The 23,288-nt window shown below is 41.4% G+C and carries 25 protein-coding genes and 1 pseudogene; 18 read left to right on the top strand and 8 right to left on the bottom strand.

Translation table 11 applies throughout. The features are described from left to right. Positions 1-91 precede the first annotated feature (91 nt). The 5 genes from P4S59_RS12355 to P4S59_RS12330 all read left to right on the top strand — a co-directional run bounded on the left by P4S59_RS12355 (position 92) and on the right by P4S59_RS12330 (position 4,443). On the top strand, positions 92-1,339 hold the full coding sequence (locus P4S59_RS12355) for a DUF3644 domain-containing protein (protein ID WP_337168475.1): 1,248 nt from the start codon (positions 92-94) through the stop codon (positions 1,337-1,339). A 137-nt stretch (positions 1,340-1,476) separates the two neighbouring features. Then, a complete protein-coding gene (locus P4S59_RS12350; protein WP_337168474.1) occupies positions 1,477-2,007 on the top strand; it encodes a hypothetical protein in 531 nt (176 codons plus the stop codon). Between the two features lie 147 nt (positions 2,008-2,154). Continuing rightward, positions 2,155-3,015 carry a hypothetical protein gene (locus P4S59_RS12345; RefSeq protein ID WP_337168473.1) on the top strand — a complete coding sequence of 287 codons (861 nt, stop codon included), beginning with the start codon at positions 2,155-2,157 and terminating at the stop codon, positions 3,013-3,015. A gap of 140 nt (positions 3,016-3,155) precedes the next feature. Beyond that, the gene (locus tag P4S59_RS12335) at positions 3,156-3,968 is read left to right on the top strand and encodes a DUF2971 domain-containing protein (protein ID WP_256964275.1); all 813 of its coding nucleotides are present in this window, start codon (positions 3,156-3,158) and stop codon (positions 3,966-3,968) included. 187 nt (positions 3,969-4,155) lie between these two features. Next, complete coding sequence (locus P4S59_RS12330) at positions 4,156-4,443, top strand: hypothetical protein (RefSeq protein ID WP_140371615.1); 288 nt, start codon at positions 4,156-4,158, stop codon at positions 4,441-4,443. Between the two features lie 39 nt (positions 4,444-4,482). Here P4S59_RS12330 and P4S59_RS12325 read toward each other — a convergent pair whose 3' ends face one another. Beyond that, positions 4,483-5,439 (bottom strand): IS110 family transposase, encoded by a 957-nt coding sequence (locus P4S59_RS12325; RefSeq protein WP_033906599.1) that lies wholly within the window; start codon positions 5,437-5,439, stop codon positions 4,483-4,485. Between the two features lie 353 nt (positions 5,440-5,792). On the opposite strand from P4S59_RS12325, the gene P4S59_RS12320 reads away from it, so the two are divergent. The 3 genes from P4S59_RS12320 (at position 5,793) to P4S59_RS12310 (ending at position 7,273) form a co-directional block, all read left to right on the top strand. Beyond that, positions 5,793-6,326, top strand: coding sequence for a DUF4145 domain-containing protein (locus P4S59_RS12320; RefSeq protein ID WP_065274804.1), 534 nt, complete (start codon positions 5,793-5,795; stop codon positions 6,324-6,326). Between the two features lie 135 nt (positions 6,327-6,461). Beyond that, on the top strand, positions 6,462-6,857 hold the full coding sequence (locus P4S59_RS12315; protein ID WP_337168472.1) for a hypothetical protein: 396 nt from the start codon (positions 6,462-6,464) through the stop codon (positions 6,855-6,857). A gap of 20 nt (positions 6,858-6,877) precedes the next feature. Beyond that, complete coding sequence (locus tag P4S59_RS12310) at positions 6,878-7,273, top strand: hypothetical protein (RefSeq protein ID WP_337168471.1); 396 nt, start codon at positions 6,878-6,880, stop codon at positions 7,271-7,273. A gap of 136 nt (positions 7,274-7,409) precedes the next feature. Here P4S59_RS12310 and P4S59_RS12305 read toward each other — a convergent pair whose 3' ends face one another. The 3 genes from P4S59_RS12305 to P4S59_RS12295 form a co-directional block, all read right to left on the bottom strand. Beyond that, positions 7,410-8,198 (bottom strand): hypothetical protein, encoded by a 789-nt coding sequence (locus tag P4S59_RS12305; RefSeq protein ID WP_337168470.1) that lies wholly within the window; start codon positions 8,196-8,198, stop codon positions 7,410-7,412. Positions 8,199-8,462: 264 nt separating this feature from the next. Then, positions 8,463-8,795, bottom strand: coding sequence for a DMT family transporter (locus tag P4S59_RS12300; RefSeq protein WP_213889688.1), 333 nt, complete (start codon positions 8,793-8,795; stop codon positions 8,463-8,465). 39 nt (positions 8,796-8,834) lie between these two features. Then, positions 8,835-9,338, bottom strand: coding sequence for a hypothetical protein (locus tag P4S59_RS12295; protein WP_256964278.1), 504 nt, complete (start codon positions 9,336-9,338; stop codon positions 8,835-8,837). Between the two features lie 307 nt (positions 9,339-9,645). On the opposite strand from P4S59_RS12295, the gene P4S59_RS12290 reads away from it, so the two are divergent. The 5 genes and pseudogenes from P4S59_RS12290 to P4S59_RS12270 form a co-directional block, all read left to right on the top strand. Next, entirely contained in the window at positions 9,646-10,203 is a 558-nt protein-coding gene (locus P4S59_RS12290; RefSeq protein ID WP_065274799.1) for a recombinase family protein, read from the top strand. 1 nt (position 10,204) lies between these two features. After that, positions 10,205-10,657 (top strand): VPA1267 family protein, encoded by a 453-nt coding sequence (locus P4S59_RS12285; protein ID WP_337168469.1) that lies wholly within the window; start codon positions 10,205-10,207, stop codon positions 10,655-10,657. Continuing rightward, positions 10,657-12,237, top strand: a complete 1,581-nt coding sequence (locus P4S59_RS12280) for an AAA family ATPase (protein WP_337168468.1) — start codon at positions 10,657-10,659, stop codon at positions 12,235-12,237. The genes P4S59_RS12285 and P4S59_RS12280 overlap by 1 nt, the downstream gene beginning before the upstream one ends. 68 nt (positions 12,238-12,305) lie before the next feature. Beyond that, entirely contained in the window at positions 12,306-12,848 is a 543-nt protein-coding gene (locus tag P4S59_RS12275; RefSeq protein ID WP_337168467.1) for an ATP-dependent RecD-like DNA helicase, read from the top strand. A gap of 329 nt (positions 12,849-13,177) precedes the next feature. Next, positions 13,178-14,452, top strand: a pseudogene (locus tag P4S59_RS12270) (MATE family efflux transporter); the annotation flags it as partial. 52 nt (positions 14,453-14,504) lie between these two features. On the opposite strand, the gene P4S59_RS12265 reads toward P4S59_RS12270, so the two are convergent. From P4S59_RS12265 to P4S59_RS12255, 3 genes are all read right to left on the bottom strand, one after another. After that, a complete protein-coding gene (locus P4S59_RS12265) occupies positions 14,505-15,383 on the bottom strand; it encodes a U32 family peptidase (RefSeq protein WP_085342718.1) in 879 nt (292 codons plus the stop codon). Between the two features lie 20 nt (positions 15,384-15,403). Continuing rightward, positions 15,404-16,417, bottom strand: coding sequence for a ubiquinone anaerobic biosynthesis protein UbiU (ubiU, locus tag P4S59_RS12260; protein WP_337168466.1), 1,014 nt, complete (start codon positions 16,415-16,417; stop codon positions 15,404-15,406). Positions 16,418-16,550: 133 nt separating this feature from the next. After that, positions 16,551-18,590 carry a sensor domain-containing protein gene (locus tag P4S59_RS12255; protein ID WP_337168465.1) on the bottom strand — a complete coding sequence of 680 codons (2,040 nt, stop codon included), beginning with the start codon at positions 18,588-18,590 and terminating at the stop codon, positions 16,551-16,553. A 363-nt stretch (positions 18,591-18,953) separates the two neighbouring features. Between P4S59_RS12255 and ubiT the strand changes: the two genes are divergently transcribed. Further along, the gene (ubiT, locus tag P4S59_RS12250) at positions 18,954-19,481 is read left to right on the top strand and encodes a ubiquinone anaerobic biosynthesis accessory factor UbiT (protein WP_005394645.1); all 528 of its coding nucleotides are present in this window, start codon (positions 18,954-18,956) and stop codon (positions 19,479-19,481) included. Further along, positions 19,465-19,968, top strand: a complete 504-nt coding sequence (locus P4S59_RS12245) for a GNAT family N-acetyltransferase (RefSeq protein ID WP_012841450.1) — start codon at positions 19,465-19,467, stop codon at positions 19,966-19,968. The genes ubiT and P4S59_RS12245 overlap by 17 nt, the downstream gene beginning before the upstream one ends. Before the next feature lie 64 nt (positions 19,969-20,032). On the opposite strand, the gene P4S59_RS12240 is transcribed toward P4S59_RS12245, so the two are convergent. Then, on the bottom strand, positions 20,033-20,479 hold the full coding sequence (locus P4S59_RS12240) for a hypothetical protein (RefSeq protein WP_053809238.1): 447 nt from the start codon (positions 20,477-20,479) through the stop codon (positions 20,033-20,035). Positions 20,480-20,629: 150 nt separating this feature from the next. On the opposite strand from P4S59_RS12240, the gene P4S59_RS12235 reads away from it, so the two are divergent. The 3 genes from P4S59_RS12235 to prfC all read left to right on the top strand — a co-directional run bounded on the left by P4S59_RS12235 (position 20,630) and on the right by prfC (position 23,287). Then, on the top strand, positions 20,630-21,040 hold the full coding sequence (locus P4S59_RS12235) for a DNA polymerase III subunit psi (protein ID WP_005394642.1): 411 nt from the start codon (positions 20,630-20,632) through the stop codon (positions 21,038-21,040). A gap of 55 nt (positions 21,041-21,095) precedes the next feature. Next, positions 21,096-21,551 carry a ribosomal protein S18-alanine N-acetyltransferase gene (gene rimI / locus P4S59_RS12230; protein WP_005394641.1) on the top strand — a complete coding sequence of 152 codons (456 nt, stop codon included), beginning with the start codon at positions 21,096-21,098 and terminating at the stop codon, positions 21,549-21,551. 146 nt (positions 21,552-21,697) lie between these two features. Next, positions 21,698-23,287, top strand: a complete 1,590-nt coding sequence (prfC, locus tag P4S59_RS12225) for a peptide chain release factor 3 (RefSeq protein ID WP_012841453.1) — start codon at positions 21,698-21,700, stop codon at positions 23,285-23,287. The last annotated feature ends 1 nt before the right edge of the window (position 23,288 follow it).

Raw genomic sequence — 23,288 nt, 5'->3', positions numbered from 1 at the left:
AGTGTTTAAGTTGGTATGCGGTCGCTTCGGTAATGCGTTGCTCCCCCTTAACAGAGCGTTAAGTGGCTCAAGTAAGTCAGGAGGAATAAAATTGAGTAGGTATGATAAAGTTGATTTGGCTTATGCATTTCTTTCCGCAAAAGAAACTGAGGGTGAGTCATTTACAATCGATGAACTGGCTAAGGTTACGGGTTGGAAAAAACAGACATGTGGGACATATCCATCTAAACGTTGGCACCAATATGTACAAAAGGACGGCTCACACTATTTAACTACTGGTATCAAGTTTCTAAGTAAAGAAGAGTTTAGAGCAGTTCATAGTCAAAAATTACAGCAAGTTGCTGATCAATCAGCAAAAGGCATGTTGCTTCATAAAGCCAGAGAATTTGCCTTACTAGCTGTTTCTACATATAACAATCCTTATACAGAATTTAAAACCTACGGTTATATCGTAAATATTGTTATTGCATATACAGCATTATTCCATGCGATCTTTGAAAAGAAAGGCGTTAATTATTTCCATCATAAAGATGGAAAACTAGTCATCATTGATGGAGAAGAGAAAGCATGGGAATTAATGGAGTGCTGCAATAAATATTGGAACGGTGAAGAACGTCCTGAAAAATTCAATTTACAGTTCTTAATCGGACTTAGAAACAAAATTGAGCATAGAAGCCTTCCTGCAATAGACCTTGCTGTTGCTGGTGAGTGTCAAGCAGCCTTGATCAACTTTGAAAATTTACTTGCAGAAGAGTTTGGTGATTCTCATGCTCTTAGTACAAACCTAGCTATTGCCATGCAACTAAGCCGTGTATCGGAACAGGCTCAAATTGATGCAATGAAGCAACTTCAAAAAGAAAACTACAAAGTTGTTCGTCATTACATGGAAACGTATCGTGCAGATTTAGAAGACAATATTGTTGAAAGTCAGCAGTATCGTATTCGTGCCATGTTGGTTCCAAAGCTAGGTAATCACGCCAAATCCTCTGATATCGCTGTTGAGTTTATTAATGTAAACAAGCTATCCGAAGAAGAGTTACAAAATTACGAACAAGGGGTCGCTTTCATCAAGGGCATTGAAAACCCTTACAAACTGAAACCCTCAAAAGTTATGGCTCTTGTTCGTGAAAAAATTCCATTTTTTAATATGTCACTACATACGAAGTGCTGGAAATTCTTTGAGGCTCGTCCTAGAGACAATGCACCAGCTTTTAAAGGTGAGTATGCTTCATTTATTGAGGGTTTTGATGGTTATTTATATACAAAGCAATGGGTTACATTTTTGACAAAAGAGCTTAAAAAACCAGAAGTATTAGCTAACGTGAAAAAAGCCACTTAACAAAGCATTTAAGAGTGATTCTCAACGCTTTGTATTTTTCATTCTATCGTTGAGTTCAATGTTTACGGTGGTATGGCCAAGTTTCGTGGTCGCGTTGTTCACACCTTAATTCGGGATTATATTTACAAGGAGTTTCAGTGGCAATTACATACTTAGAGATTTTAGATACAACTGTAAAAATAGGGCTAGGTGCGTTAATTAGTGGTGTCACAACGTGGAAGGTCACACAACTCCAACACAGAAATGACGATGAAAAGCAGCGAAGAACTCGTAAAATGGAAAGTTTAGAGTCGGTTGCAGAACAAGTAGAAGTTTTTTCTCATGATGCAATGGTGTATTGGGCGAGGATCGTTGATTTTACACGCAGAAAAAATAGTGGCTCTAAACTGGGCGATGAGTTCCTAAAGGAATTAAGTGAAGCTAGAGCTAGCCTTTATCGCTCCTACAAAAATCTAAACGGTGCTGAATCAAAATTGTTGTTGCTAGGGTTATCTGAAAGTCAGCGATCACTTCGAGCCTTTGGGGAAGCGGTATCTAGCTTTTACGCAGAGGTATACATTGGCGACCATGGAAAGCCTTTAGAAGAAGTTAAGCTATGGCGCGAAGATATATTGGAAAACCGCAGAATATTCTTCGAAGATCTAAATTTAGCTTATGAGAAATCGTAAATATAACAAACAGTTCAAGAGGGATTCAGCACGCGTGGCATTTTTGGTATGCGTTTGATTTTGGTGTTGAAGTGCCATGCTGAGGCTTGGTCATTGCGTGCTTCCCCCTTAACTGGACGTTAGCAATCTTAAATGTATGGAGTTAATTTGAAAGTTATAAATAGAATACAAAGAAACCCTAAAAGAACGGTTAAATGGCAGTACTTAAAGTTTATAAGGTTAAATCGAGAGACCAAACCGTTAATATTGTATCCAAGCTACTTCTCCATATTTTTAATTTTAGGCTTTCTAGCGTTAGCAAGTTCGAAAGACCTTTTATCGAAGGACATCAACGAAATAGGAGACTCTGTCGCAGGTTTATCAGGCGTGCTTGCTTTTTTGTGGCTTATCGTAACAGTGTTACTCCAAAATCGAGATTTGAACCTTCAGTACAACGAAATTAAAGATATGCGAGCCGCAAGTGAGAGCCAAGCACAATCCTTAGAATCAAGCCAAGTTTTTCAAACACTAGAGTTCCTTGAAGTTAAGCTTGAAAACATTTCTGAATATGTTTGCCAAAGACGAAATCTTGTTATTAAAGAGTTGGAAACTTTTAGTAAAGAAAATGGTACGTTATACAATGGAAAAACGATGTTAGACCTTGCTGATGCAATGGACTATTTTATCATCAACTCTAGTGACCCAAACGCTCTTAAGTTTGAGTTATCAAATATTAGAAATGACTTTACATATCAGTCATACCTTAGAGTTCAAGCGATCTATATGAACATTGAGGAGGTTGTAGTTGCATATGACTCTCTGATGATAAATGTGCCAGAAAACATAAAGTCTCAAATCACAGATTATATCAATGCCCACAAAATGTATCTAATGGTCGATTGGTACGACAAAATGTTGCCCTACACTGAAAGACTATATCGAGTTTTAATGCGTGCAGCCGTTGAGCATGGGATTGGTACGGAAGCGAATAGGCATCTACTGAAAATCTTTGCGGATCAAGACAGCTAAAAAATTGTTCAAGAGTGATTCGGCACGCGTGGCATTTTTACTATGCGTTGGTTTCAGTGTTTAAGGTGGTATGCATAGGCTTCGGTATTGCGTGCTTCACCTTAACAAGGCGTTAGTTGCTTCGAGGAAATAGGTTAATCATGATTCTTTATAAATATATGTCATTTCAGGCTGCTTCGAAGGTAATGAAGAATAGCTCAATAGGCTTTTCTTGTTTAGAAGACCTTAATGATCCATTTGAAGGTACAGCTATCTGTTTTAAAGAATCAGATACATTGAGTAGTAAGCTACAGAAAAATCCGCACCGCAATCGCCTAAGTCATAATTATGGGGTGTTGTCTCTTACGCGCAACCCGCTAAATCCTCTTATGTGGTCACATTATGGTGATGACCACAGAGGTGTCGTCATTGGCATTGATATGAAAAAGGCTAACTTGCTGGATGAAAACTCATGTGTAATTCCTGCCCAATATGGTGAGATAGTTTACACATCAACCATGCCACAAAATATACTCCCGACTTCAAGCGCCGAGTCACTAATGTCTATAGGTACAGAATATAAGTGTTTCAGACATCATAATTACGATCTGTTTAAAAACGCATTTCTCTTGAAAGATCTAACATGGGGATACGAAGAGGAGGTGAGAGTTGTAAAAAATATTAATGGCTCTCAGAGATCTCGTTACTCAGCTTGTGAGTTTGAAAATGAAGCAGGAAAATGGAACCAAGTAATAATTCTGGGGCGTCCATTGTATTGCTTATCAATTCCCAAAGAATCAATAGTTGAAGCATATTTAGGTTGCTCTACCTACAGCAATGTTACCCGTTTGGGTATGAACGAAGATGATTACCATAATATCCGAAAAGCTTGGAAATCAAGTGGTGTAAATGTTCAATTGGTACGCCGTAAGGAAGGGACTTGGAACTTAGAAGTTTCTGATTACAAAATTTAGAACGCAACTAACAAACTGTTTAATAGTGATTCGCAACGCGTGGCATTTTTACTATGCGTTGATTTTAGTGTTTAAGGTGGTATGTGGCGGCATCGGTATTGCGTTGCTCACACCTTCACATGGCGTTATGCTTTTTGCGAAGAAAAAGTGGCTGGTTTTCATTGATTTTCAATAAAAAGGACATGATATGAAAAAAGTAGATTTATCATTGGCTGGGAATTACCTACATGAATCCGATGACTTAGGCGCATTAGAAAAATTTCTGACACCGAATGATTCTTTCTCAAAAACATCTATGGACTGTGCTATGTCGGCTTTGTTTGGTCGTATAGGAAATGCTCTTGATATTGATGAAGCGGTGTATGATCAGCTCTCCAATACAAACAAGTTTTACCTTGCCCGAGGAGCTTTTCCAGATCGTGAGCAAGAGTTGAGAGCTTACATTCTTGAAAGGTTTTATAAGTTCATTAGCTAACTTGAGTACAAGCATAACAAGAGACTATGGCGTCAATAGTTAATTTTTGAGGCTATCTGTATCCCACATAACACCATCTCTTAGCATTGAATTTAAGATAACAACCATCTTTCTCATGCAGGCAACAATGGCAACTTTTTTCGGTTTTCCTGCCGTAAGTAGTCGTTCATAAGTTGCTTTGAAAACAGGGTTGCATTGGATAGCCGACATCATCGCCATATACATAACGGTCCTAACTTGAGACCGCCCTCCTTGTATCAGCCGCTTACCTTTAAAGCGGCCACTTTCTCTTGTTATTGGTGCGACACCAATGAGAGAAGAAGCTTGTTTGTTAGTGATAAAGCCCAGCTCGGGTACATTACTAATTAGGGAGGCAGCAAGGACTTTACCAACACCAGGCATGCTTTGGAGAATAGTATTTTTGGCTTGATACTCAGGACAACTCTCAATCAGTTTCGCTATCTTTGCTTCTACTTTTTCAATCTGATTTTTCAGGGCGGTAAGGATAGGGGTAATCGTAGACGAGATATTCTTAGGTAATATTTGTAGTCGGTTTCTTTCCATGGTTTGCATGGTGAGTAGCTGGTTACGCCTTGTGACTAAGTCACTCATAAGGCGTATGTTTTCGCTTTTTAGTTTGGTCAGTTCTGGCTGAACACGTTCGGCATAATGTGCGATGAGAGCGGCATCTAAACGGTCGTTCTTAGCTCGTTGACCAATGGCACCAGCAAACCTTTTAATACGTAGTGGGTTGGCAATAACATAAGGTAATTTGGCTTTGTCACAGGCGAGTATAAAAGGCATTTCTAATCGACCTGTAGCTTCGATGACGACACGTTGAGGTTTGTGTTTCTTAATGGTTTTTATGGCATCGCTGATGCCTTTTTCGGTGTTCGGGACAGTGAAGTAAATATCGAGTGGTCGGATGTAGATGTCTAATTGTGACTTACCAGTATCAACGCCGACATTAATGTTTTGAAGTGTGTTTGTATTCATAATAAGCTAACTCTTGCTTGCAAATGCGGGCTCGAGACCCAGAAGACTATTCGAGTGTGGTGCTTGGAGTTCTATCTGGCGTTCGTACTTGTTACCGGTCTCTCAATTGAGGAGCCATCGTTCAATCGAACTACCAGATAGAAGAACTTTAGTTGCAGCTAAAGTCTGGGTCTCACCTTACCCGATTGGAGTACTTATTATCCATACAAAGCGTTTAAGAGTGATTTGGCACGCGTGACATTTTCAGTTTGCGTTGGGTTCAGTGATTAAGTTGCTATGCGGTAGCTTTTGTAGTACGTGCCTGTCCCCCTTAACGCGGCGTTAGCTATCAGTGTGTCAATTATGGAGTTTTAATGAAAGATTATGGTCAAGTTGTAGATATATTAAAAGGTGAAAGCGATCGTGGTGCAGTGCTTATTGCGGCTTCCATGATTGATGTAGCACTAGAAAACCTAATAAAAGAAAAGCTAGTTGATAGCGATAAGAAAAGAGACCCTATTTTTGAGCATAATGGTTCGCTAGGAACTTTCTCTTCAAAAATAGAAATTTCGTATAGGTTGGGACTAATTACGAGCAAACAGCAGTTAATGTTCAATACATTTCGAAAGCTGAGAAATGTATTTGCCCATAGCTCAACTCCCTTAAGTCTCGATGATGGACCGATTAGGGATCAGCTAGAAGCTATGTTTGCACATAACCCTGAACTTAAAAATCTATATATCGACGCAGTACAAGCTACTAATAAGCACCATAACATACCTCAAGAGGACACATGCAATACCCTAAGGTCAGGGCGCTTTCTCCTTAACATGGTTTTTTCTTTGGAAATATTAAAGTTAACGAATGCGCGTGACAGCGTTGCAAAGATAAAGCGAAATGATGGCTAACAAGCGTTTAAGACGGATTCCCAACGCTCGGCATTCTCGGTTTATTTAGCTTTAGTACTTACGGAACAATGGTTTCGGTGTGGTGGTCTGCGTTGCGCACCACTTAACGCGGCGTTATACGTTTTAGGAGTTATCATGAATGGGACTTGCTCCTTATGTCGGAAAAAAGGCAGGCTATTAGATAGCCATTTCATGCCTAAGTCTATCTATCGCGTGATAAGTCAAGGGTTTCCGAGTGATGGGCAAAATATGGTGTGGGTCTCGGGTCGAGATAAAAGCGCAGCATATACATCTAAGCAAGCAAAAAAGCACTTGCTTTGTGCTAGTTGCGAATCAAAGCTTTCTAAGTTTGGTGAAGATGCAGTACTCCCACTTATTGCTCGTCGTAACGGTTTTAAGCTTGCTACAAAAATCACTAAATTTAAAAAATTCGCAAACTATAATGAGGAGACTTGGTTTCTCCCCCAAATGTCAAAACTGCAAGCCACTTTATGTATTTTGCCGTTAGTATTGCTTGGCGAATGTCGGTAACAGAGTGGAGTCATTATGGCATGCCGAAAACTAGTGGCATTATTCGACATAACTATATGAACTGCTTCTCAGAATTTTTGCTAAATGGTACTGCTAAAGATAGCTCTTTAGATTTGTTTTTAGCTGTTTATGTAGACAATCAGGATGTTACCTATCCAGTTATGGCATTCCCAACAGTGAAAAGTCATGATGGCTATCAACATGTTGTGTTTCATATACCTGGCCTGAGGTTTAGTTTAGTGGTAGGAAATCTATCTGATAGTGGTGTTAAAGAAATTTATTCATCGAGTGACAGTAATGTGTTGTTTATAAGTAGAAGCTTAAAATCTACCCCTGACTTTCAAAAATTAGTGCATTTCTTACAAAAAGAGGCTGGTGCTAAAGGAAGGTTGGCTGTGGAACAAAAAAACGTATAACAAAGCATTTAAGAGTGATTCCCTTTAGTTCAAGGTTGAGTTTTGTGTTTACAGCGAGATGGTTTAGGTCTGGTGGTAGCGTTGCTCACACCTTAACAGGGCTTTGTATTTCTTTGGTCATCCCTGTCGGGTGTCATTAATTCTTGGAAATATATAGCTCTTTTTCAACCAGTATTCGTAAATGTTCCATTTCAGAATCTATTGATTTTAGTAATTTTTTGTACTCTGAAATGATGTGTTCATACCACTCAGATTCGGTCAGTCCTTCCTGTTCATAAATGTGCCAAGTATATGAATTATCTTTAAAATGCTTTGAAATCAACTCTTTAAGAAAATCAGCTACTCTACTGACTTCTGGTGATAAATATAACGACTGTAATTCTATATTCTTCAAGCACTTTTTCATATTTAGGATGTATGTGCTTTTCTTCGCATCTTGTTCTTTTATATATTGCTCAGTGTTATACGTTTTGTTAAACCAGTCTTTTTGCTGCGCTATTTCGATCTCTGCATTTTCATAGAAGCTATTTATAATGTCCTCAGGGGTATGATCATCAAAGCTACCAGCAAATCCACAGTAGTTGAGAAAGATTTCATAGTAAGTTTCATCTATCGAAAGTCGTTCTGATACAAACTCTTTCATATCAAGCATATTTGCCCAAACTTGGTCATATGCTTCTTTTTTGGGTTCCCATAGCTGCTGCTTAGCCCAAGTTTTTTGAGCTAGCTCATCTCGAATTGTTTCAACTACTTCTGTGTTTTGAGCAAGCTGCTCTCTTAGAAAAGACTGTTCTTCACTTAGAGCACGTAGCTCGCCTTTTTTAGGTAAATATCCTTTAGTCAAGAATCCGATGCTTAATACTTGAACTAAGCCCACGATTACGAGTATTAGGACATCAGGAACAGAAATGTCAGCAAATGCCATGACTACTTTTTACAATTGGTTGTTAATATAGGTTAATAATGCCTGAAGAAAGCAGATGTCTCAAATAGAGTCTTAAGCACCGAAATATAACAAGCGTTTAAGGTTTCAAGATACTTTTGCTAATCTGAGATAGGCGGCTTATCAGATTTCGCGTAACTCGCTTCTGTCTATTTGTTAGCTACGATACCAACACTTCCACTGTATGATCTAGTCGTGACTAGCCAACGGATATGCAAGGTCGAGTATGAGTTACTACATTTCAGGTTAGTGTTTTACTGATGTTGAAAATATGTTCATTACAAATACTCCAGCAATAATCAAGAGCATCCCAATGATGGCTGCTAAATCTAACTTTTGATTGAATACAACAGTTCCTACGATTGCAACGAGAACGACCCCAAGCCCTGACCATATAGCGTAAGCAACTCCAACAGGAATGGCTTTTAGTACTAGTGATAGAAAATAAAAAGCAACTCCGTAACCAATAATTGCCACAATGCTAGGTAATGTTTGGGTGAACCCTTCTGATGCTTTTAGAGCACTTGTTCCAATCACTTCTGCAATTATCGCAATTGTAAGATATAAATACCCCATAATGCTTTCTTCACCTTAACTTAGAGATGCGGATTTTACTTTTTATAGCATGCTCAATAAGCCAGAAACACTAGCTCCTAATACGCTAGCAACAGTGCTGTTTTCAAGTAACTGCTTTAGCTTGTTTTTTGCTTCAGTATCATCACTGGAGGCTACCTTTTCAACAAGCTGTTGAATATTGATCGTGGTGTTTTGGGTGTTTTCATTACCAACTTGCATTTGTTCTGCTGAGATTGACCCAAAATTATAAGTGATACTTTGAATCATTTTTTCTGCTTCTTGAATGCTTAGGTTTTGGTGCTTGATTTGGTAATGAGCCTTGATACTACCAAAAGATTCGTGAAAACCAGGATCTATTACCTTGTAGTTTGAGATACTTCCATTACTAGCTCTTCTTTGAATGAGATCTCCTGATTCAATTAAAATATCAGAGCGATGAATAAAGGTCATTTTTTCTTGAACGCTGGCTTTTATCCCTTTAATTGTTGGCTCACCATTTGCTTTGATAATATCTACTGTGTCATTCATCATTTCGCTGAAAGGCATATAAATCCCTTAATAAGTTACATTAAAATGAAATTTGTTTCTTATTGTAAGCTATTGAGTTGTGTAGAGTTCAAACTTTTATGCTAAATAGTGAAGTTATGCAACTTTCATTCAGGAAGATGATACTCATCAAGATTTGCTGTGTTTTGAGCCGTTAGCAAGACATGTAAAAACAAGGGTGAGGTTTGTAATAACGAACCTCGCTTTTTTGTGCTTTCGGTAAATATAAAATGTGTAACAAAACGGTTTTTTGACACTTTGTAACAAAAATACTAAGTTTAATATTACATATTGGTGAGGGGGGGTGATGTCAAGAAAGATTGGTTTAGTGAGTAGGATGGAGCAAATTCACTCTATTCAATCAAAACTAGTACCTATCGAGCTAGATAAAGTTTTTATCGAAGAGGTAAAAGCCAAGCCTGGCTCTAACAGTGAGGCTCTCAGCGAGTGTATTTGCTTTTTAGAGCGTGGGGATAGTGTTTATGTTGAGTCTTTTAGTTTGCTAGCTACAAGCTTAAGTGATTTGCATCATCGCTCTCAGCAAATCCTTTCTCAAGGTGCTTCTATTGTCTTCGTTGCTGAAAATATAACGTTATCGGAAAATGAAACGGACTCATCAGTAGTTAGCCTCAGTTTATTTGATTCATTTGCCAAATTTGAAAATTACCTCCTTTCTGAATGTCAAAAGGTTAGCTCAACAAGTTCAGACAACCCAATTGGTCGTCCCTCAATACCAAGCAATATACGAAAAGCTGTAATAGCTCTAAATGAACAGCGTATACCAAAAGCTCAAATCGCCAGGCAGTATGGGATATCCCGACAAACCGTTTATCGCATTTTGAATGAGAATACTTCTAGGAGGTAGTATGTCTAACGGATTGAAAGAAGAAAATATTGATAAGTTTCGAGCGTGGATTTCTTCTGTTGATGAGGGGCTACTGGATAATAAGGAATTGGAATTAAATCGTGAAATCAAATCGATGCTAATAAGCATGGTATATCGTGGCAAGTTAAATCGAACTAAAGTAGCTAAAGCCGCAGGTATTGGCAAATCAGCTCTAACCCAAAATGATGTTATCGTGAAAGATTTGGAAAAGTTCGAAAACTCTCTTAGAGGCATTGGAATACTGCCTATAGTGGTCACTTCAAAACCAGATCAAGAAATCGCTTCAACCCCGAAAAGAAACAAACGCTTTACTGAAGTTCAAAGACTAGAAACTCAACTGAGTCGAGCGCAGCAAGAAATTCTAGTCCTTAAGGCAAAGTTAGAGCGATATCAAGAGTTAGAAGAGGTTATTGCTGAATTGGGAGTGCTTTGATGTCATCGAAAGAAAATCTGAGATTCTATGTGCGTGTTACTAGTGCATTCCCACTCCGAGACAATAAGTATATGTTCTATGGTGTTTTTGTTAGAGGTAGTCACCGCTCTAATAAAGTATCAGCGAGATCATATGCTGCCATTTATTGCTCGGAAAGTAAGTTTGAGGTGGAGCCGAGAGTCGGACAAATCTATGAACTGCTAGGTAAGCCTGAAGTTCGAATCAAAGATAACTCTGGGTATGAAATGACAGAAGTGAGCTTTGTTGAACCGTACAAGATCAAAATTGTCTTGCCTGAAACTGCTGAAGAGTTTATTGGTTTTATCTCTAAAGAAAAAGATTTCGTTGGTATTGGTGAGGCTAAGGCTAGGTTGCTTTTTGATACCTTTGGTGGAACAGTTTTCGAAATCCTCTCTCAGAAAGATATAACGTCACTAAAAAAGGTTTTAACCGTAGATTCGGCTGAGGCTTTGATCGCTGGATATAGAAAATACGAAAACCTACGTTACGCATCATGGTTTGCTGAGAAGAAAATACCACCACGAGTTCAAGCAAGGCTTTTTAGATACCACAAAGCGAACTCAGTCGAGCAAGTAAAAGAAAACCCTTATTTACTACAGCATTTTGGTCTGTCGTTTGAAGAAACAGACAATATTGCACAGATGTACTTTGATATTGAAGAGGATGATCTGAGAAGGCTTAATGCAATGGTTGAGTCTGCGATGAGAGACTATTGCTCTGAAGGACATACTGTAGCTGATGTTTCGATATTATTTAGTCGGATCGCTAGTCTTGCAAACGATGAAGATTTAGCCGAAGAAGCTATTATTAATGCCCATAGTTCTTTGGCTGTCTACTACGATCCCAATAGTGAAAGAATTCATAATACTGGTACTTACATTATGGAGAAAGTCATAGCAAAGCGACTTGCTAAGTTATCTCAGAAACATGAATGGTTGACCGTATTTGATGAATCACACCGAAAAGCCTTAGAAGGCATACCTTTCCCTCTCTCTTATAAGCAAGGGGAAGCAGTAGTAAGAAGCTTAGAGACTAAAGTGCTTTGCATTACTGGCGGTGCAGGCACAGGTAAAACAACAGTTCTTAAAGCAATTGTTGATGCTTATCGGTACTCTGGATTTAAAATATTTGCTACAGCTCTTTCAGGTCGAGCAACGAAAAGGCTAAGTGAATCGATTCATATGCCAACTTATACAATTCATAGGTTAGCGATGCTTGATGAAAGTGAATTTGAGTCAGATAAGCCGACACTTTTAATTATCGATGAAACTTCAATGGTCGATATCCTTAGCTTGTACCGTCTCATAATGAAGATACCTCCATCTACGAGAATTATATTTGTTGGAGATGACGCTCAGTTAGCACCGATTGGTTCAGGGTTGGTCTTGAGCGAAATTGTTCGAAGTGATGTTGTTAGTACGGTGAAGCTGGATGTAGTGCAGCGACAAAAGGAATCTTCTGGAATCCCTTTTTACTCAAACCAAGTCCGAAAAAAATCATTCCTGAAAACCTATCCTTTAAGAATATCAGCTTTAAGAGCACACCTTATGATTCCTTAGTAGATTCAGCAGTCGAGCTGTATTTAGAATTGGGAGGAAATTGTCAGATTATCACTCCGACCAGAAAGTTGACTCGTGAAATCAATGAGCATTGCCAAGCAATTAAAAATCCATACGGTAAGAAGGTGTTTCTTTTATTTGATGGTGAGTTTGAGGATGTTGGGTTGCGTCTTAATGATCCTGTCATCTTTACGAAAAATGACTACAAGCTTGATATTCAGAATGGCACTTTAGGTAAGATTATTGAGGTCTGTAATCATGATCTTGTTAAAGCAATAGTAAAGGTCGAAACAGATACGGGTGCTGTAATTGACGTTACTTATAATCACATTGATGACTTGGAGTTGGCTTATGCTATTACGTTACATAAGGCTCAAGGAAGTCAGTTCGAACAGGTGATAGTTCCACTTTTTAGAAGTCGAGTTATGGATAACTCTTGGGTTTACACTGCAATTACTAGAGCAGAAAAGTCTCTGTATTTTTTGGGCAGTGAAAAGGTATTGAGAGAAGCAATCACTACAGAAACAGCAGTTAATAAAAGACAGGTAAGTTTATCTAGTTTGTTGATTGATGAAGTAGAAAAGTTGTCAAGGAAAGTTATTGATGCCTAGCGAATGAGTGCTTGCACTCAGTAATGGCTCAATCAGTTTAATTGATAACTAACAGAAATAGTAAACTTACTTATGGTGTTGGCACATTCATGTGCCAATGTCGTACTAGAATAACACTAACAGAAAGTGCCAATACTTCTGGTATACAATATTTACAGACAGGGATGAGGTAAAGAGAGAAAGCAAAGAATAGAGAACTAACAAAATTTTTTTTGTTAGTTGGCTTTTTTGGGGGGGTAGTAGGAGACTTCTTATTTAAACCCTAACTGATACGGGCTTACTCACCCACTCACCCATCCAACTAACAAAATTTTTTATGTGATTACTCTTTATATCAAATAGTTGATGGCATTTTTATTGGCCGTTATGTTGGTGCTGACGGATTAGCAGGGATCAATGTTGCGTGGCCGATCATCGGTTCTATCCTTGGTATAGGGATGATGATTGGGGTGGGGACTGGTGCGCTAACGTCGATTAAGCAAGGAGAAAACGATCATGAGGGCGCGAAGCGTATTTTAACGACCGGATTGGGGTTGTTGGCGATATTGATGCCGGTCGTTGCTACCATATTGTTCTATTTTTCAGATGAATTTATTCGCTGGCAGGGGGCGGAAGGGCGAGTGTTTGAACTCGCGCTGCAATATCTGCATATTCTGATTGTCGCGTGCGTATTTACACTAGGCTCTATCGCGGTTCCATTTCTTTTACGCAATGACGACAGCCCGAATTTAGCAACGATGCTGATGGTCATCGGTGCTGTCATTAATATTGTATTAGACTACGTATTTATTGCTTGGTTAGGGTGGGAGTTAACCGGAGCGGCCATTGCTACAGCGCTGGCACAATTGGTGGTAACCGTGCTTGGTATTGGTTACTTCTTTACTTCAAAAGCGACCTTACGCCTTCGAATCAGTGACTTTAAGGTTCAAGTTGATGTTGCACCAAAGATTATAATGATCGGTACATCTAGCTTCTTTATGTACGCGTACGGCTCTGTGATGGTGGCAATGCACAACGCATTATTTGCTCAGTACGGAAGTGCAATGTTGATCGGAGCGTACGCCATTTTGGGGTACATCGTGACGGTTTACTATCTGATTGCAGAGGGAATCGCGAACGGTATGCAACCTCTAGTGAGTTTCAATCACGGGGCGCGCAACCAGGCGAACGTCAGAAAATTACTGCAAGTCGCAATGGGGACATCTGTGCTTGGTGGTGTGGCGTTTGTTGGTTTGATGAACCTTTTCCCGTACGAGTTGGTCTCGGTGTTTAACAATGCTGATCAACAGTTGATTGATAGCACGGTGATCGGGATTCGTTTACACATGTTTGCGTTGTTTCTAGATGGCTTTTTAGTCGTGGCGGCTGCGTACTACCAATCGGTAAACAAAGGCAGCAAAGCCATGTTTGTGACACTCGGCAACATGTTGGTTCAACTACCGTTTTTGTTCGTTATGCCGAAACTGTTTGGCGTGACAGGCATTTGGCTGGCTTTCCCATTGTCCAATATTGCGCTGAGTTTAGTCGTGGTCAGTATGTTGTGGCGGGATGTGAAAAAGCTGCTAAACGAAGCTTCGGCTGAGCCAACAGTGCAAGCCTGTTAATAATGGCTGATAGAGAAAAGCGAGGTTGGGCCTCGCTTTTCTTTTTGGGGAGCTAAATGTTTTTTACTTCTAAGCCAGCTAGCTGATGCCAATAGCCATTGCATTGGCGGCTTTCGAGTTTTTCAGGGTTGTCGCCGTGCTCGTTTGAGCGAAAATGCTCTAACTCAGAAAGTGTACTCACACCCAGAGGGCTTAATCGGACCACATCAACCAGCCCTTGCATGCTTGGTAAGTCATTGATCAGGTTGTAACAATACCCTGATTGCGTTTGAATGCCGTTAAGGTTAAAGACTTCTTGCCCTTCTTGGCTGCTGACCTGGATACCCGTAGGGTATTTGATACAGCAGGTTTCGCAATCGTCTTTCGCTCGGTTTTCAGCTCGGGCTGTGAAACAGCGAGCGGAATATGCTAAAGGCAAATAACCGTGGCTAAATACCTCAACTTCAAACTTGTTACGAATACCAAGCTCGTCACACTGAACTAAAGTATCGTTTAACCATTCGCGAGAGAGCTCGACAGGCATGCACCAACGCATCATACCTTGCTTCAAAAATAAGTTGAGCGTGTGTGCGTTATAAGTATTGATTGCAGGACCAACGACGAAAGGCACTTTATGCTCTGATGCTAATTGAACCGCCGATACGTCATTAGCCTCAATGGCGAAGTCACCGTTATTGATGTACTTCTTCATGATGTTTACTTCACTCGGTGCTTCCAGTAGCGCCATCGTAGAGATAACGACTTGCTTGCCAGAGGCAGATAAGTCTTTGGCGATTTCCAACCAGTGGGCTGGTTTCATTTCTCTGCGTTTAGAGCAAACCGATTCACCCAGGTAAATAATGTCTGCAGAGCTTTGTTTTGCTTGTTGGTAGAAGGCTTCTACATCTTGTTTTGGCCAAAAATAGAGTAGTGGGCCAAGTGCGTATTTCATTGAGTTATCCATCTTAACCTCTACTGCCATTTACGGTGGTAAGCACCTAGGGTGGTTTGCGTTCCTTCTGACACATTTGCGAGCGTCGCATCCCATGCGGCTTCAACTTGGTAAGCTTCTGGGTTGGCTTGGTAGCGATCGATCGCGGCTCGCCATGTTCGAGTGACTTGCTCTACGTAAGCTGGGCTGCGTTGGCGCCCTTCAATTTTTACAGACGCGACATTAGCGGCAAACAGTTCTGGCAGCATCGAAAGGGTGTTCAAACTGGTTGGCTCTTCCAGAGCATGATAGCGTTTTTTCTCACCATCAATTTCTGTTTCAAAACGACCTTTACAAAGTGTAGGGTAGCCCGCGTTTTCTCCTGCGCAGTAGCGGTCAATTAGGATATTGTTTAGACGAGACTCAAGACCTTGTTCAGTTTCTTGCCAACGAACGTATTTGGCAGGAGAACAGGCACCCACAGTGTTTGGTGACTCACCCGTCATGTATGATGACAAATAACAACGGCCTTCGGACATAATACAAAGGCTACCAAAAGCAAAGACTTCTAGCTCGACATCGCTAGTGATGTTGCGCGAAAGCTGTTTGACCTGATGAATCGATAAGACGCGAGGTAGTACCACACGTTTTACGTTGAAGTTCTGTTTATAAAAATCAATGGCTGCGACGTTGGTCGCTGATGCTTGCACTGAAAGGTGTAGCTCCAGATCGGGATATTTGCGAGCTGTATACTCCAGCACGGCAATGTCTGCAACAATCAACGCGTCCACACCCAGTGCCGCTGCATTGTCTACCGCGTTCGTCCAGCGCTCGAAGCCATTGGGATGAGCGAAGGTATTCAACGCGACATGAATTTTTTTGTCGCGGTCGTGAACGTATTGCACCGCTTTTTCTAACTTTTTGCCGTTAAAGTTGAGGCCAGCAAAGTGACGGGCGTTGGTATCATCTTTGAAGCCAATGTAGACGGCATCGGCACCGCAATCAATCGCAGTTTTTAACGCAGGCAGGTTACCCGCGGGACACAAGAGTTCCATATGCTCACAATCATTGAGAATAAAAAGGTGTCCGCATTTTATGAAGAATTATGAATAGCGAAATTGACCTAAGTTAGGTTTAGCTCAATAAAGTCGATATTTACCCCTTGAGAGTAAGGATATCGAGTCGGGGTTAGTTCTTGTGACGACGATTCTGTACAAACAGCTCTTCAATTTCATGTTTTGGCTGTGGGCGATAAAAATGGAATCCTTGAATCGCATTACATTGAAGGTTAGAGAGCAAAGTAGCTTGCTGGTGGGTTTCCACCCCCTCGGCAACGACCGTCAAGTCGAGTGACTTACCCAGATTAATGATGTTTTCAATCACAGTGACCTGTTTGGGTAGCGTGTCGATATCGTTAATAAACGCGCGGTCGATTTTCAGCTCGTCGATAGGGAAGCGCGCTAAGTAGGAAAGGGAAGAGTAACCAGTACCAAAGTCATCGATAGAGAGGGCGAAGCCCAGTTTCTTAATCGCATTCAGCATTTGCAGTGTATGTTCGCTATCACTCATCACGGCACTTTCGGTTAGCTCGAAGGTAATGCAGCTTGGATCAAGCTCGGTAGTGCGAAGCAACTTTTCCATAAAGTCGATCAGCTGTGGGTTACCAAATTGCTCGGGAGAGAGGTTGATAGCGACACGACCTGGCAGTATGCCTTGTTGTTTCCAACGTTTTACCGTATTGAAAACATCATGCATCACGACGCGTCCAAGGTGTTCGATTAACCCTGCACGCTCGGCGACAGGAATGAATGAACCTGGGCTAATGTAACCTTCGACGGGGTGTTTCCAACGAACGAGCGCTTCGGCACCGTTAATGCTGAAGTCACGCGCGTTAACCTTTGGTTGATACCACACCTCCAAACCGTTCTGCTGCAATGCTTTTTGCAGTTCGATTTCAAGCCACAAACGCATGCGCGCTTCTTTGTTCATCTGGTCGTTAAATTTGATCAAGCGATTTCGGCCACGATCTTTGGCTTCATACATCGCAGTATCGGCATTTTGTAGCAGGATTCTCGCATCTTGCCCGTCTTCAGGGTAACGAACGCTACCAATTGAGCACGCAAGGCGTTTACTGAAGTGGTGCAAGTCGAAAGGCTGGTTGATCAACGAGATAATACGATCTGACAAAATTTCAGCCATGCGGGTATTTTCTGGTTCTGGCAGAATGACGCCAAACTCATCGCCACCCAAATGACCAATAATCGCTTGATTTGGCAGTAATCGTTTAAGACGGGCCGATACCTCTTGAATCACTTTATCGCCAATGTGGTGACCAAGTGAATCATTAATGTTTTTGAAGTTATCGATATCCAAATAGAACACCAGAAGCGGCGTTTGCTTTTTGATCAGCTGTTCCAAACGTTTGGTAAAACCAAAGCGGTTGTACAGTTTGGTGAGCGAATCAATATGTATGTCTTCATTCGATGCAGAAGACAAATTCTTAGGTGTATCGTCAGCGTCTTGGATCAAGATGATTTGAGACTCGCTGCCTAATATCGCCGTGGAATCAGCGTGTAACTGAACTTTTCGTTCAAAGCCACATCTCGCGCTGGTTAAGCAAACAAAAGGCTTGTCAGAAATTAATGTACTCAAACGATGACTAAACACTTTTTTGCTGTTTTCATCGATGAATAAACGGCTGAGCTCTTCGCCTAGCAACTCATGGGGAGAGTTCAGTCCCAGAAGGCGTGCTGATGCAGGGTTGGCAGAGATGATAATGTCATCTTCGATAAGCAGCAGACCGTCAGGCAGTAGTTGTGTTAATTTCGCAAACTTACTTTCGGACTCCTCTAAGGAGCGTACGAGGATCTGCTTTTCTGAAGTATCCACGGCGTGAAAAACGACAAAGCGAATTTCGTTACCTTCAAAAACCGGTGACAGACTAAAGTGCAGGCTGGTTTCAAGGTCGGTTTCATCGAGGGTGATTTCGGCTTCGACATGCGTTCCTTTGAATGCACGCTGATAGTAAGGGGCCAGCTTTTTATAAAACTGCTCACCCAGTACCTGGCAATCGTTTAAGCCGATGATTTCCTCATGACTTAAACCTGCGATATCGCAGTAACGGTCACTTACCATTCGATAATTGTGTTTTTTATCAAGAATGGCAAAGAAGAAAGGGCTATTTGAGGTTAGCGTGGCAAACCAATGTTTTAATTGCTGGGAAGGCATTAGGGTATTACCGATCTCCAATGAGCCAGATTATTCGTCCGTGTATAAAAAGCGACACCCTGATAAGCCTGCGGCGGTCTACTATCAAGTCACAGTATCGCTTGCCATTAAAGGGCTCGCGGTTTTAACTTTACAGTCGACAATCACATGGATACGCTCAGATAACTATAACTTTGAAAATACGGTTGTAAAAGTGTTTATCCACCTGTTCGCATCAATAATACACGTAACTTCAAAAAAAGAAGCGTTAGTGAACAATAATCCACCAATCTAAAATAAGCACTTTATTGATACATAACAGTAATCTCATTGCCACGATTGCTTAATATAGGCAACCTAATGACAAAGTAACGGATAATGAACGTGTTAAACAAGATTCGCAGTCAACTAGTAAAGAACGCAGCCAACATTTTGCGTTCTCCAGTCCAGTTATTACCACAGCCAATTCAGCAAAAAGCATTGCTGGAAGGGCTAAAAATGGTGTTTAAAGAAGCCTTGGAAGATGGTGACTTTGAGTTCCTTGAAGACAAGTGGTTAAAAGTTGCGATTAAAGACTTGAACTTAGCATGGTACATCAGCTATCAAGACGAAAAATTAGTGGTAGCTGAAAAACCAGTTCAGGAAGATGTGAGTTTTAGTGGTAATCTAAACGACCTAGTACTGATTGCTGGTCGTAAAGAAGACCCTGACACACTGTTCTTCCAACGTCGCCTTTCAATTGAAGGCGATACTGAGCTTGGCTTAGAAGTGAAAAACTTAATGGACAGTGTCGACTTAGAGCAGTTACCGAAAGCAATGCAAGTCGCCTTGAATCAATTGGCTGATTTTGTTCAGAAAGGAGTTCAAGCGCCTGCACAACCAACCGGAGTAGCGAATGCTTATTCGAACTGAAGCCCCTGCGGACATTCTTACCATTGACCGCTTATTGAAACACGCCTTCCCGACGGAAGCTGAAGCTAAGCTTGTGATGCGTTTGCGCGAAAACAGCAAATTCACACTTTCCTTAGTCGCGTGTACAGATGAGGGAGAGGTGATAGGCCATGCTTTATTTAGCCCAGTGACCTTAAATGGTGAAGATTTGTCGTGGCAAGGGCTGGCGCCATTGGCTGTTCATGAAGATTACCGTCGCCAAGGCATCGCTGCAGAGTTGATCAAAGAAGGTTTTGATTCACTGCGTGATTTTGGCTATCCAGTGTGTGTGGTGTTGGGTGATCCTGATTATTACGCGCGCCAGGGTTTTCAATCATGCGACGAGATGGGATTCGAATGCGCTTGGGATGTTCCTAAAGGTGCATTTCGTATCGCAGAGTTGGTCGAAGGTCAATGTGCCGGACGCTCCGGACGCATAGATTACGCGCCAGAGTTCTCTGAACTGTAAATGAAAGAAGCCCACTAACTCAGTGGGCTTCTTTCTTAGTTCATTGAAAACTGAGATAGGGAGATTAGGATGACTGGTCACTTTTCTTCTTACCCCAAACCTCTATTTTTGCTTTCTTACTTAGCCCTAAAACATTGAGTTTTCTGCTGCCCCAACTACTGTAAGTCATTTCAATCTGTTTTAGCTTCGCTTCTTTTGAGCCAGGAAGGCTCCATGCACGAGTCGATAATCCACTTGTTAGCACACCCATAGAGGTTAGCTTTTTCTCACTACCGTCCGTCATCAAGACTTTTAAGTCGTTAATGTCTACCGTGCCCTGCACACATTTCAGTTTAATTTTACTGAAGCTGCGATTTCGAAATAGGCTATTTGGTGTCACGGTATCCGTTTCTGTTTGGAATTTGACGGTTTTCGTTGCAATCAGCTCCCACTCATCGCTGCTATTAGCAAAAACACTCATGCTGGTGGCGGCTACCAGTGCGCAAAGCAGCAGTGTAGGTAAGAATTTCATAATGTACCTCATATGTTATACCTACGGTATGGCCATTGTCATAGGCAGAACAGTTCAATCATTCCAATGTATTGAGGTGTTCCTTGAAGTCCTTTAGGTATAATCACGATTATTTGTTAGGATTGCCCTCGTTCAAATAGGTGACGGAAAATGTCAATTAACGAGAAACAGTATTTACACGAAATGGGCATCAGCACATGGGAGCTGGTACACCCAGATAGATTGGCAGGTTACCAATCGCCAAAAATCGATTTGCAAAGTTCTTGCAAACTCCTGTTGATCTCTCCGGTATGTCCAGAGAATGAGACGGCGGTTTTGTTTGAAAACATCCTAAAGAGTATGAAGTTAACGCTTGACCAAGCGTTACATATTGAGCCAGAGCGATTTCCATTACTTGGCCAGCACGAGCTTGAGTGGGTTTGGTTTGCTGGGTGTGAAGCCGAAGTATTGCCTGACACTAAACCGCTGACATCGCCATTGTTGCAAGATGTGGATGGGAATACCCAACAAAAACGTGCACTTTGGCAACAGATTTGTTCTTACAACAATTCGAGCAAATAAGCATTAATCCCCGTTTTACTGCAATTGGTATTGCACATGAACCCCTAGGTAAATAATGACAACTAAAATCTTACCAATGTGCGCTGAGCACTTAGATCAAGTTTGGCAAATTGAGCAGCAAGCACACTCGCATCCGTGGGCAGAGTCTTTGGTACGTGATTTATCCAGCCGTGGAGCATGTCATCATGTGATGCTCGATGGCGAGATGGTGATTGGCTACTTCTATGCGCAGAATATTGTCGGTGAAGTTACGTTGCTGAATATTGCTATCGCGCCGCATCTTCAGGGTAAAGGCTATGGTCAAAAACTGTTGGATGCGTTCTTAGAACATTGTGAGCAATCAAAAGCGGAGAGTGCTTGGCTTGAGGTGCGAGAGAGTAATAAGCCTGCTATTTATATTTATGAACAAGCTGGATTCAATGAAGTTGATCGACGTCATAACTATTACCCTGCGAAAACTGGCACGGGAAAAGAAGATGCGATCATCATGAGTTATCTCTTCTTTCACTAACGTTAACGCATCCCATAAGGGAAGTCGCCCCTAAAGCGATCAGTTGCCCCTGAGGCAATAATAAGCGAGAATACCGCGCAATATTGAATCTAAAAAGCGTGTTTGCTTTTCGAGCAAGCATTCAGACATCAAAGAAGACCAGTTTCATGTCAAATACACCTTTTCTAAGCGAAGTGTCTAAACGTAGAACGTTCGCTATTATTTCTCACCCGGATGCGGGTAAAACCACCATTACTGAAAAAGTCCTTTTATTCGGAAACGCGATTCAAAAAGCAGGTACGGTTAAAGGTCGTGGTAATGCACAGCACGCAAAATCAGACTGGATGGAAATGGAAAAGGAACGTGGTATCTCGGTAACCACGTCTGTGATGCAGTTCCCTTACAATGATTGCCTGGTAAACCTACTTGATACTCCTGGACACGAAGACTTCTCGGAAGATACATATCGTACTCTAACGGCAGTCGACTCGTGTTTGATGGTTATCGATGCTGCGAAAGGTGTCGAGGATCGTACTCGTAAGTTGATGGAAGTAACCCGTCTACGTGATACGCCAATCGTGACCTTTATGAACAAACTTGACCGTGACGTTCGTGATCCAATGGAAGTATTGGACGAAGTAGAAAACGAATTGGGCATGATGTGTGCGCCTATCACGTGGCCAATCGGCTGTGGTAAAGAGTTTAAAGGTGTGTACCACATTCACCGTGATGAAACGATTTTATACGAATCTGGTCACGGTCATGAGATTCAAGAAGTTCGAATCATCAAAGGTCTAGATAACCCAGAGCTTGATGAAAAAGTCGGTGCAGGCCTTGCGGAAAGTGTTCGAGAAGAGCTTGAGCTTGTTATGGGTGCTTGCCCTGAGTTTGATTTGGAAATGTTCTTAACAGGTGACCTGACGCCAGTTTACTTCGGTACCGCATTAGGTAACTTCGGTGTAGACCACATGCTAGACGGTCTAACAGAGTGGGCACCAGCACCGAAAACGCGTCAAGCGGTTGAGCGTGAAGTTGAAGCGACAGAAGAGAAGTTCTCTGGTTTCGTATTCAAGATCCAAGCAAACATGGACCCGAAACACCGTGACCGTATCGCATTCATGCGTATTGTATCGGGTACTTACACGCAGGGTATGAAGATGAACCACGTTCGTCTTGGCAAGCAGGTGAGTATCTCTGATGCCGTAACCTTTATGGCTGGTGACCGTTCACGTGCAGAACACGCTTACGCGGGTGATATCATTGGTCTGCATAACCACGGTACTATCCAGATTGGTGATACCTTTACTCAAGGTGAGTCACTGAAATTCTCTGGTATTCCGAACTTCGCCCCGGAGCTGTTTCGTCGTATTCGCCTGAAAGATCCACTAAAGCAGAAACAGCTACTAAAAGGCTTGGTGCAACTATCAGAAGAAGGTGCGGTACAGGTATTCCGTCCACTACAAAACAACGATCTGATCGTTGGTGCCGTTGGTGTACTTCAGTTCGATGTTGTTGTGGCTCGTTTGAAGTCTGAATATAACGTTGAAGCTATTTATGAAGGCATTAACGTTGCAACTGCGCGTTGGGTTGAGTGTGATGATGCGAAGAAACTGGATGAGTTCCAACGTAAGAACCAAGCAAACTTAGCATTGGATGGTGGTGATAACCTAACGTATATTGCACCAACAATGGTTAACTTAAACTTGGCGAAAGAGCGTTTCCCTGATATTGATTTCCGTGCGACGCGTGAGCACTAAT

Source organism: Vibrio sp. M60_M70 (genome assembly GCF_037162085.1).
Taxonomy (GTDB): Bacteria; Pseudomonadota; Gammaproteobacteria; order Enterobacterales; family Vibrionaceae; genus Vibrio; species Vibrio diabolicus.
Note: the sequence above shows the minus strand (reverse complement) of the source record. Positions and strands in the feature narration are given on the sequence as shown.